Origin of the sequence: Endozoicomonas sp. (genome assembly GCF_031844845.1) — a bacterium.
GTDB lineage: Bacteria > Pseudomonadota > Gammaproteobacteria > Pseudomonadales > Endozoicomonadaceae > Endozoicomonas.
In genome coordinates this window covers 1-10239 of sequence record NZ_JAVRMB020000418.1, presented here as the reverse complement: position 1 = coordinate 10239, position 10239 = coordinate 1, and the positions used below count along the sequence as shown (strand labels likewise).

Here is a 10239-nt window from a genome sequence, read left to right as displayed (position 1 = left end):
TGGAATAGAGCTTTTGCTGGGAAGGGTGTCATCACCCATGCTGGAAAATCCCGGGCCAACAGATAAGCAGCTGGACATTATGTTTCAGGCAGCGCTGAGAGCACCGGATCATGCCCGCCTTCGGCCCTGGCGTTTTCTGACCGTGAGCGGCGAGGCTCGTGAGGCACTGGGCGAGTTACTGGCAAAGGTGACATTAGAGGAACAGCCCGATCTTTCAGATGATGCCCTGACTCGACTTCGGGGGTTGCCACTAAGAGCGCCGGTGCTGGTTCTGGCTATTTGTCCGGTTAAGGAGCATCCGAAGGTACCGGAAATTGAACAGAAAATGTCGCTGGCTGCAGCCGTGCAGTCTCTGTTGCTGGCGGCCCATGCCCAGGGAGTAGGAGCTATCTGGCGAACCGGGACGCTCTGCTATCAGCCATCATTAGCCAGAGGTCTTGGGCTGGCCGATAATGAGCAGCTGATGGGGTTTGTCTATCTGGGTAAACCCGCTGGCGTGAAAAAGAAAGTGCCAGCGGTGGATATCGAAAAGTTTGTTTCTGTATGGTCAGGTGATTCAGCCGTCAGCGAACCATGACGTGGGGGATAATAAAGTCTTCCAGATCGTCCACGTTAACATCGCTTTCTGAGTGTACCCAGCCTTTGACCGAAATTCCGGCGGTGTGAACTGATTCAAAGGTGCCGGATATCAGAGGGTGCCAGTCAGACAGTGGCTTCTTTTCGCTGATCCGGCGATAGGCGCAGGATTCAGGCAGCCAATGGAAGTTCTTAATATCCTCCAGTGTCAGTACCGTACAGTCGGGAATTATCTGTTTTCGGTTTGGATAATCCTGGCATTGGCAACTGTCGGTGTCCAGCAATCGGCAGGCCACGGACGTATAATAAACTTCATCCGTATCTTCATCTTCCAGCTTGTGCAGGCAGCATCGGCCGCAGCGATCGCAAAGGCTTTCCCACTCCTCGATGGTCATTTCTGACAGGGCTTTGGTTTCCCAGAAAGGTTGTGTTGTCATATTGGATCGTTAAATGAGAGAAATTCATCGGGCAGGCGAATGGTGTAGTCATCTTCTTGCCCTTGAGAGTCCGCAGGCGGCATTTGCAAGTAGTAACCATTATTGGCCAGCCCCTCAAGCACGCTGGCTGTGTCGACTCTGGCCAGTTTTTTCGCCGGTGTCAGTAGCAGGTCAAAAACATGAGAAGGTTTTCCGAATGCCTTCATTAATGACTCAGGAATTATCTGCTCCAGAGATGCGCCCTTCTTGTGTGAATAGTTCACATAAAGGTACATCTCATCCCGTTTCGGGCTTTTGTATATAGATACCAGCGACTTCATTCAGTGGCCTTTTTCTGGTTCATTCAATAGATTGAGCTGCTTGATCAGTGGGGTGGCGATGATATCACGGCGCCAGCCAGTGAGGGTATCGGGCAGGGAGAAATAACCCTTGTCCAGCCAGTTGCGGAGCAGGGGAGAAGTTAGCTTACCGGGTGACAGTAACTCCAGGGGGAGTTCCAGCTCAACAGCCTGTTGAGCTATCAGGGTTTTGATGTGCTTGCCCCAGCCCTTGGCGCTTTTGGGTAAGGGGGCAGGCAGGGGATCAGGCCATTGCTCAGCAGGGATGTGGCTGGCAGAGCGAATGATATCCAGTATTTGTTCACCATGATGACGGATAATGCTGGCGCGCATATCGAGGGTTTCCCGAAGTGCATTGGTGGTTTTGGGCTGAAACCTTGCCAGGGGCCAGAGACTGCCTTTGGGAATAACCCGGTTTCTTGGGACGTCTTCTTCCCGGGATGCGGTCTCACGGAAATAACACAGGGCCTTTAACACAGCAAGCTGTTGAGGCCGTAACTGCCATGCCCGTTTCACATCTTTCCAGGCGTTGTCCGGATCATAGGGGAGGACATTAAGTGTTACTGACAGACACTCATCTTCAAACCAGGTTTTTTTTGATGTTTTGATCAGTAGCTGGTCAAGGTGCTGATAAACCGTCAGCAAGTGCACAACATCCAGACTGGCATAACGAACCTGGGCTTCCGTTAATGGTCTTTGAAGCCAGTTCGAACGAGTCTCATCTTTGGGCAGATCAATATTCAGTATATTTTTGAGTAATGCCTGGTAGCCCATGGAAAAACCCAGATTGGCAAACGCCGCAGCAATCTGGGTATCAAACAGTGGTCGTGGAGTATTGCCCGTTAACAGTTTGAACACTTCCATATCTTCACTGCAGGCATGAAGAACTTTTATGACACTGGGGTTGTCAAACAGGTTGGCGAGTGGTTGCCATTGATCGATCAGCAGAGGATCGATTAAAAAAACGCCAGACCCTGTGCCTACCTGTATCAGGCCAGGCAGTGGGTAGAAAGTGTCCGTACGGATGAACTCGGTATCCAATGCAATGGCATCAAGAGCTGACCACTGTTGGCAGTAGTCTTCCAGTGTCTGATTGGTGGTGATCCAGACGGGCTCTGGAGGCAAAAGTTGCATAGCTAATAGTTCTAATGAAAAACACCATTATAAGGATTTTCTGGTGGATTCCCAAAAAGAAGGAAAGAAAATGTTTATGCCGGTGTTTTGGGTTCAATGAACGCACAGGCAGTGCATCAATGAGAGAGCTTATGGCTATCGAAAATAACAGCCCCAGGGGTAAGTGTGTTACTTGCCATGAGCCTGTTGGTAGTAAAAATTCTATCCAGGATCGTTCTGGTAAATTTTGTCACAGGGGCTGCAAAAAAATTAAAAGAAATGATCGTAGTGGCTCTGGAAGTCTTTCTGTATGTTCAAAAAAAGATTCTGTTAAGTCTGAATCAGCGTTTTCGAACAAGGATATATGTGCGCGAGATATCAGTGCCAGTGCCGGCAGAGCCTGCTATTACGCAATGATTGCGGGTTGTTGCTCTTCTCTCCTTTGTTTGGGGCTTGCTGGTGTTTATTATGCGGCCAGCGTGATGCTGGAATCGCGGGAGTGGTGAGTTTTGGGGCGCAGTCCTGCCATGTTTGATGCATTCCGTACAGTCCCTGTACGGAATGACCGTTTGTCATCGTAAGTGCATCGTCACCACAGGTTTTACCATTGTCCTGTTTTCTCTTCAGTGACTCTGACAACGGGTTGTCATCAGATTTATGCCATCATTGGTACAAGAACCACTGTACCTAAAATAACCGTCACCAGGCCGGCAAGTACAGGAACCGAGGTACGCTTCACCACTTCAAACGGGCTGATTTTACCCATACCGGAGGTGGCCACGATGACGCCGGATACCGGGGAGATTGTACGACCAAGGTTCGATGCCTGCAGCATGGGGATAATCAGGAATGCCGGGTTTAAGCCCATCTTTGCCGCCAGAGACGGGGCAAGTTCCACAAAGGCATAGAACGGCGCATTACCGGAACCGGTAGCAATAGCGGCGGCAACGGTCAGGGCCGTCAGCATCAGCATCAGGGCGATACCACCGGCACCGGCTGTTTCAGCCAGGTTCAGCAGGTTATCAATAGCGCCAATGGACATCAGGCCCTGGGCAAAAACGCCCGCTGCCACTAATAACATCACCACGCCCTTGAAGGCTTCGGCCATGCCTTCGTAGCAGGATTCCAGGTCTTCCAGCGTGGCTTTGCCATCAAAGCGTTTAGTGACGAAGTCCACCAAAGCACCCACGAAGATTGAGCCAACCACAATGGTGTAAATATCCAGAGATAACCCTTTGATGGTTTCACCGTTGAACAGGAATACACCGATGATGGGCAGGAAAGGGAGTATCGAATAATAAGCGGGTGCTTTGACTTCTATTTCAGAAATATCCACTTTTTTCATGGGCGTGTTTTCTTTCTTATCCAGATATTTATTCCAGAAGAAAGCAGCAACGGCCATGACCAGAATGGCGCAGATAGAAACCGGCAGTACGGTCTCAACGGCAAACACATCCAGTGGTAAACCGGACTTCTCCGCAGCAATCACCACATCACCGGAGGTTGGCGAAAGAATAATGGCCGCAGGTGAGGCACACACGGCCACGGCGGCAGGGCGGGAAATACCCATGGCGGTCATCATTGGGAACAGGGTCGCCATTAACAATACGCCCAGGCCGGTGGCTGAACTGACCGCCAGGGACATTAAACAGGCGACAATATAAGCGGCAACCAACAGAGCATAGGGTGAGCTAATGACGGAAAGCGGTTTGGAAAACTGTTTTACCACGACATTATTAGCACCAATATGGGTCATATAAGCAGCAAAACCACACAGCAGCATGATCTGCATGCCCAGCCCGCCACCCCGGTTTTGCAGCATGTATTTTACGTATTCCAGGGAATCGGTGACCAGGTTGCCGGTTGATGTGATTTTGGCGGGCAGAATGGTATGGCCCAGCACACCGGTGATGAGCAGCAGAAAAACCCCCGCTGTTAGCAGAACACCGGCAGGCCTGTAACCTTTGACAATGAAGTAACCCACAGCGATGGTCACCATCAGCCCGATCAACAGCTCAATCATGGAAATCCCCTTATTTATTGCATAAGTATGAAAAATTGATGCAGGGAATTTACATAAAATGGAACGATAGAACGAGTGTAAGGTGATCGTTTATTGATCTGAAACAAGAAAGAGGGGATAGAATCAACCATCGTTGCCCGTTGCCCGTTGCCCGTTGCCCGCAAAAGCGGATCCGTCTTTTTCGGGAAGCGGACAACGGATAGCGGACAACGGCCTAACGGTGAGCGCGTAAAGCTTCGATGCGTTTTTCCAGTGGCGGGTGACTGGTAAATAATGCCGCAAGACCACTACGAGCACCGCTGCGAATACCAAAGGCCGTCATGGTGGCTGGCATGGCGCTGGGGGCTTCATATTCAGAGCGGAGACGCTCCAGGGCAGCAATCATATCCTGACGGCCAGCAAGATTTGCACCGGCCTCATCTGCCCGGAATTCTCTTTGCCGTGAGAACCACATAACAATGGCACTGGCCAGAAAGCCAAGGACGATTTCAGCAATAAAGCTGGTGACATAGAAACCGATGCCAACACCGCCAGAATCGTCGTTACGGCGCAGGAAGGAATCAACGGCATAACCAATGATCCGCGCAAAGAACATAACAAAAGTGTTCACGACCCCCTGAATCAGGCTCAATGTCACCATATCACCATTGGCGACGTGGCCGATTTCATGACCAATCACCGCCCGGGCTTCATTGGGGCTGAACTTATCCAGCAAGCCCTGACTGACCGCCACCAGTGCGGAATTTTTATTCCAGCCGGTAGCAAAGGCATTGGCTTCCGGGGAGTGAAAAATGCCCACTTCTGGCAGTCCAATACCGGCTTTCCCAGACAGTTCTTTTACTGTTTCTAACAGCCAGCGTTGCTGGTTTGTCTGTGGCGTTTTAATGATTTTCGTACCGGTACCCATTTTCGCCATGGTTTTGGAGAGCAGCAGGGAGACAAAAGAGCCGGCAAAGCCAAACACCGCACAGAAAGCCAGCAGTGAACCCATGTTCAGCCCCTGGCTGCCCAGGTAGCTGCCGACGCCGAGAATATTCAGTGTGATGCTGGCCAGTAACAACACGGCCATGTTGGTAGCCAGAAACAACAGGATTCTCTTCATTATTCAGGGTGACCTCATCGTCATCATTATCATGAAACAGCTATATAGAGGCGGGTTCTTTTTGTTTCAAGGGTGTCTATAGAAGGTGTGTGAAAAATGCGCTGTTTATTTACACATAATTGACAGGGGCGAAAGGGGGGGCTGTTTCAGAAAGCCAGATATTAGTTCGATGGTGCGGGAAATTATCAGCTACCCGGGAACCGAGTCGGCTTTTGAATGTCTGATAGTAAAATATTTTAAAAAGTAAGCGTGTTATATCATTTCTGCTTTATATAGAGGAATTTATTATGAGGCTAACACCGGCAGTCCCAGCTGTAATAACAGATCATAGCCATGCTGCCACCTTGGACGATACTCCGGACACAGAGCGGGCTAATTGGATGCCTGAGTCCAGTTTTTCTCCGAATGAATTGACATTAAATGACCGAACAATTTCAAATCATCCTACAGTCCATACGATGGCAGGCTCTTGCATTATCAATAAATACTTTGATTATTTGGATTTGGATTTGGATCTGCTGGCAGAACCCGGTAAAAGTTATGATCACCTCTCCTTTGGAATGCAGTTCCCACCTTCTGAACCGGCAGGTGAGAACCCTGAAGCCATGGCTGATGAGCTGCCAGATGAGCTGCCAGATGAGTCTATTACTGAGGGGCATTCATTATCAGGGGTAACAGGTAAGCAGGCATTGGTGGTAAGGGGAGAGAATCAAGATGATTCTGGTGATATGTGGCAACAGTCTGAACCCGCTTCGCCCTGGAAACTTTCTGTTATTGATTCTGAAAAGGATTTCAATCTCAATAGACTTAATGCTGGGGAGCCCAGCGCTGATTTTTCTGGGATGTTTGATTGGCTATCATCACCATTAGAGTTTATGACGTTTGAAGAATTGATGTGTTTGGTTAGTCGTGCTGCTTTGGTAAATGAAGAGCCATCTGAATGGCAAAGGCAAAAAGGGATGGCTAGCCCTATGGGGGATTCTGGCGATCAGTCATGCCCAGGTAATCGTATTCAGGTGCCGGTAAAAAGGAGGCGCCCTGAGACATCGACCTTGCTTAAGGCTGGAAAGAAAACAAAAACGGAAAAAAACAGGGGAGGCAGGAAATTGACCTCGCGTAAGATCAGGGGAGAAACACCAAGGGTGAAAATAAGTGAGTTTATAATTATAGAGGCGAGTAAAAATAATCTAATTAAATGGGTTCGTGAAAAGGAAAAAGGCACATTTATCATAGCTTCCAGCAAGGTGGAACATGATGAAATAGCTCGTCGTTGGGGGGAGGTGAATAATAAAAATATGAGTTATGATTCATTCTCGAGAGCTATTAGATATAAATATGAAAGTTTGATGATTAAACATTTAATCATGGTTGATGGGGTTGAAAATATAAGAAGTCCTTACTATAAATTTGACATTCATAATGAAGAGGTTAAAGGGTTTTTGGAAAAGCATAAAGTAAGATTTAAGAGACTGTCGTTAAATCATTCAAAATGAAAAAAGAGGGAGCGCGATCCCTCCTTTTTTTAATGGCTGTTTATATTGTTATTGCTTATACCGGCTGAGAAAACGCTCAAGTTTAGTCATCACCGTTTCCAGATCTTCAACCCGGGGAAGAGAGATGATCCTCAAGTGGTCTGGGTCGGGCCAGTTAAACGCCGTTCCCTGAACCAATAGCACTTTCTCCTGCAGCAGAAAGTCCAGAACCAGTTTTTGATCATCCTGAATGGCGTAATGTTTCGGGTCCAGTCGCGGGAACAGGTAAAGCGCGCCTTTGGGTTTTACGCAGCTGACCCCCGGGATCTGGTCAAGCATTTCCCATGCCCGATTGCGCTGCTCAAGCAAGCGGCCGCCGGGTAATATCAGGTCGTTAATGCTTTGATAGCCACCCAGTGCCGTTTGAATGGCGTGCTGTGCCGGCACGTTGGCACACAGGCGCATGGATGCCAGTATTTCCAAACCTTCAAGATAGCTTTTTGCATTATGTTTTGGGCCTGAAACCACCAGCCAGCCAGCTCTGAAGCCGGCGACCCGATAAGACTTGGATAATCCGTTAAAACTGATGCACAGAACATCGTCTGCCAAAGAGGCCAGAGCGGTATGCTCAACACCGTCATAGAGAATCTTGTCATAGATTTCGTCGGCAAAGATGATCAGGTCATGTTCTCTGGCCAGTTTAACGATCTCTATAAGAATCTCTTCAGGGTAAAGGGCGCCAGTTGGGTTGTTCGGGTTGATCACCACAATACCGCGGGTTTTTGCCGTGATTTTACTGCGAATATCCTCAATGTCCGGGTACCAGTCAGATTGCTCATCTTTATGGTAGTGAACAGCCCGTCCACCCGACAAGTGAACCGCTGCCGTCCACAGTGGATAGTCAGGCGCAGGAATCAGCATCTCATCGCCATTATTCAGCAGGGCCTGCATGGTCATCACCACCAGTTCGCTGACCCCGTTACCAATAATAATGTCTTCGACGGTAATCGGTGGAAAGTCCTTCTGCTGGCAGTACTGCATAACGGCCTTGCGCGCAGAGAACAGACCTTTGGAGTCACAGTAGCCCTGGGATATGGGCAGGTTGCGAATAACATCCTGGGTGATTTCATCGGGTGCATCAAAGCCAAACGCCGCGGGATTGCCCGTGTTCAATTTGAGAACACGATGTCCTTCTTCTTCCAGCCGTTTGGCTTCACGAAGAACGGGGCCGCGAATGTCGTAACAGACATTGTCGAGTTTGGTGGATTTTTCAATATCCTTCATGCATGTTTTACCGATGGTTAATTGAGCTTCTTAGCATTTCGCAACATGGCATTATGAAGTGATCTGTCAAGAGTTGCATCAGGTAGATAGTTTTTATTCAGGCGGTTATTCTCAGCGGCGTGATTGTATTCTGATGCAGTTGATGCAATGAAAAGGGCTCTATGTGATGAAAGTAACAAAGTCAGATGAACAGTGGCGGGCAGAACTGACCGACGAGCAGTATTCCGTTTGCCGTGCAAAAGGCACAGAGCGCCCTTTTACCGGGGAATATAACTTTTTTGAAAAAAACGGGGTATTTCACTGCGTCTGTTGTAAGCAACCATTGTTTGACTCATCGGTAAAGTTTGATGCCGGGTGTGGCTGGCCAAGCTTTTCCGGGGCAATCGACAGTGAGGCGGTGGTGATACAGGAAGATACCAGTCTGGGTATGACTCGTACGGAAGTACTTTGCGCAAACTGTGATGCCCATCTTGGCCATGTTTTTCCGGATGGCCCGGAACCATCAGGCCTGCGTTATTGCATCAACTCCGTTGCCATGACCTTTAACGATCGTTAATTTGCTGGACTTATTAACCGGGTTTCCTGAACAAAAACCGATATAAAGGATGATATCGTGAGTGAACACAGCATTGGTTTGAAGCACAGGGTAGCAGGCACACTGATTTGGCTTGTCTCTGCAATTTATTTCATTCAAATGAACCCGGAAGATGGAATTTTTCCCCGGGATGATCTAACTTAACCAGAGTTCAAGTACCCGGTTTAATTCCTTCTTATTAAAGGGCTTGGAAATGTGGTCATTCATACCGGCTTTGCGGCAACATTCTTTATGTTCGTCCAGAGCGTTTGCTGTCAGCGCGATAATGGGCGTGGATTGGGTGCCGGGTGATGCACGAAGATGCCGTGTTGCCGTATAACCATCCATCAGTGGCATATTACAGTCCATTAAAATCAGATCAAATGACTGGCTGTTGCAGGTAGTCAGGCAGTCCTTGCCATTATGAGCAAGCTCAACATCGTGTCCCAGTTGTTCAAGCATACCCTCTGTGACCAGTCGATTGATGGCGTTATCTTCAACCACCAGAACTCTTTTCTTTCTGCATTCGATCGGTTTGGAGGGCAGGCTTTTTTTCAAATGAGTCCAGCTATCTATTTTTGCTGCTGATAGCCTGCCAGGGTCTTTAATACCAATAACTTCAGCGCACGTGCGATATAGCTTCTGTTGAGTCACCGGGAGGGAGAGCCAGACGACATTGTCCGGCATGCCCTGCGGTTGTCCAAAGCTGATAAAAATAGTTTTATGGTCCGGGTGGTGTCTGGCCATGTTCAGTGCCAGTGCTTTTTGATCAGTAATGACGAGAGAGACAGCCTTATGCCCATCTGATGGACCGTTAAAGTCCAGACTTGCATCGTACAGGTCAACGATGCTGCAAGGCACATTCCAGTGGCTGAGCATTCTGTAACATATTTGCTGCGTTGACTCCTTGCAGGCCAGTACGATCGGGTGGTTTATAAGTGGTCTGATGGTCTCGGAATTTGCGTTTTCAGGTTTAGTCAGAGGGAGTCTTATTGAAAATGTGCTGCCATGCCCTTCACGGGAAATAACCTGAATTGAGCCGTTCATGGCTGTTACCAGCTCTTTAGTCAGCGCCAGTCCCATGCCTGAACCACCATAGCTCTGATAAATTTCATTATTGGCTTGTGTGAAAGGTGTGAAGATCGCGTCAATGGCTTCCCGGGGGATTCCGATGCCGGTGTCGGTAATGTTGATGATGACCTCAAGGCTGTCTTTATCCAGTGGTTTGAATTCCAGTGAAGGGCTGATTTCGCCTTCATGGGTAAATTTGATGGCGTTGCCCAGAAGGTTGTTAATGGCCTGGTTGATACGGGTTGGATC

Annotated in this window: 11 protein-coding genes; 4 read left to right on the top strand and 7 right to left on the bottom strand. The window is 48.7% G+C overall.

Annotated features, from left to right (window positions below; all coding sequences use genetic code 11):
- Positions 1–577, top strand: a 577-nt coding sequence (locus RM811_RS23000; protein WP_402528945.1) for a nitroreductase, incomplete at its 5' end; no start/stop codon positions are given.
- Here the strand turns inward: RM811_RS23000 and RM811_RS22995 are convergent.
- From RM811_RS22995 to rnd, 3 genes are read right to left on the bottom strand one after another with little or no spacing between them, the layout of a single operon-like run.
- Positions 564–1013, bottom strand: a complete 450-nt coding sequence (locus RM811_RS22995) for a YcgN family cysteine cluster protein (protein WP_402528942.1) — start codon at positions 1011–1013, stop codon at positions 564–566. The genes RM811_RS23000 and RM811_RS22995 overlap by 14 nt on opposite strands.
- On the bottom strand, positions 1010–1333 hold the full coding sequence (locus RM811_RS22990) for a YcgL domain-containing protein (RefSeq protein WP_402528940.1): 324 nt from the start codon (positions 1331–1333) through the stop codon (positions 1010–1012). The genes RM811_RS22995 and RM811_RS22990 overlap by 4 nt, the downstream gene beginning before the upstream one ends.
- Positions 1334–2485: a ribonuclease D gene (gene rnd, locus RM811_RS22985; protein ID WP_402528938.1), complete on the bottom strand. Its 1152-nt coding sequence runs from the start codon at positions 2483–2485 to the stop codon at positions 1334–1336.
- Positions 2486–2604: 119 nt separating this feature from the next.
- Between rnd and RM811_RS22980 the strand changes: the two genes are divergently transcribed.
- Positions 2605–2970, top strand: coding sequence for a hypothetical protein (locus RM811_RS22980; RefSeq protein WP_402528936.1), 366 nt, complete (start codon positions 2605–2607; stop codon positions 2968–2970).
- A gap of 149 nt (positions 2971–3119) precedes the next feature.
- On the opposite strand, the gene dcuC is transcribed toward RM811_RS22980, so the two are convergent.
- Both dcuC and htpX read right to left on the bottom strand, forming a co-directional pair.
- Positions 3120–4487, bottom strand: coding sequence for an anaerobic C4-dicarboxylate transporter DcuC (dcuC, locus tag RM811_RS22975; RefSeq protein ID WP_402528933.1), 1368 nt, complete (start codon positions 4485–4487; stop codon positions 3120–3122).
- 214 nt (positions 4488–4701) lie between these two features.
- Positions 4702–5589: a protease HtpX gene (gene htpX, locus RM811_RS22970; protein ID WP_402528932.1), complete on the bottom strand. Its 888-nt coding sequence runs from the start codon at positions 5587–5589 to the stop codon at positions 4702–4704.
- 380 nt (positions 5590–5969) lie between these two features.
- Here htpX and RM811_RS22965 point away from each other — a divergent pair, with 380 nt between their 5' ends.
- On the top strand, positions 5970–7082 hold the full coding sequence (locus tag RM811_RS22965; protein WP_402528929.1) for an ETS domain-containing protein: 1113 nt from the start codon (positions 5970–5972) through the stop codon (positions 7080–7082).
- A 48-nt stretch (positions 7083–7130) separates the two neighbouring features.
- On the opposite strand, the gene RM811_RS22960 is transcribed toward RM811_RS22965, so the two are convergent.
- Positions 7131–8345: a pyridoxal phosphate-dependent aminotransferase gene (locus RM811_RS22960; RefSeq protein ID WP_402528927.1), complete on the bottom strand. Its 1215-nt coding sequence runs from the start codon at positions 8343–8345 to the stop codon at positions 7131–7133.
- 163 nt (positions 8346–8508) lie between these two features.
- On the opposite strand from RM811_RS22960, the gene msrB reads away from it, so the two are divergent.
- A complete protein-coding gene (msrB, locus tag RM811_RS22955) occupies positions 8509–8901 on the top strand; it encodes a peptide-methionine (R)-S-oxide reductase MsrB (protein WP_402528925.1) in 393 nt (130 codons plus the stop codon).
- Between the two features lie 174 nt (positions 8902–9075).
- Here msrB and RM811_RS22950 read toward each other — a convergent pair.
- Positions 9076–10239, bottom strand: a 1164-nt coding sequence (locus tag RM811_RS22950; protein ID WP_402528922.1) for an ATP-binding protein, incomplete at its 5' end; no start/stop codon positions are given.

Coding starts and splice junctions, on each gene's coding strand:
- dcuC (WP_402528933.1), bottom strand. CDS start 4,487: ATGATTGAGCTGTTGATCGGGCTGATGGTGACCATCGCTGTGGGTTAC.
- RM811_RS22995 (WP_402528942.1), bottom strand. CDS start 1,013: ATGACAACACAACCTTTCTGGGAAACCAAAGCCCTGTCAGAAATGACC.
- RM811_RS22965 (WP_402528929.1), top strand. CDS start 5,970: ATGCCTGAGTCCAGTTTTTCTCCGAATGAATTGACATTAAATGACCGA.
- RM811_RS22990 (WP_402528940.1), bottom strand. CDS start 1,333: ATGAAGTCGCTGGTATCTATATACAAAAGCCCGAAACGGGATGAGATG.
- htpX (WP_402528932.1), bottom strand. CDS start 5,589: ATGAAGAGAATCCTGTTGTTTCTGGCTACCAACATGGCCGTGTTGTTA.
- rnd (WP_402528938.1), bottom strand. CDS start 2,485: ATGCAACTTTTGCCTCCAGAGCCCGTCTGGATCACCACCAATCAGACA.
- RM811_RS22980 (WP_402528936.1), top strand. CDS start 2,605: ATGAGAGAGCTTATGGCTATCGAAAATAACAGCCCCAGGGGTAAGTGT.
- RM811_RS22960 (WP_402528927.1), bottom strand. CDS start 8,345: ATGAAGGATATTGAAAAATCCACCAAACTCGACAATGTCTGTTACGAC.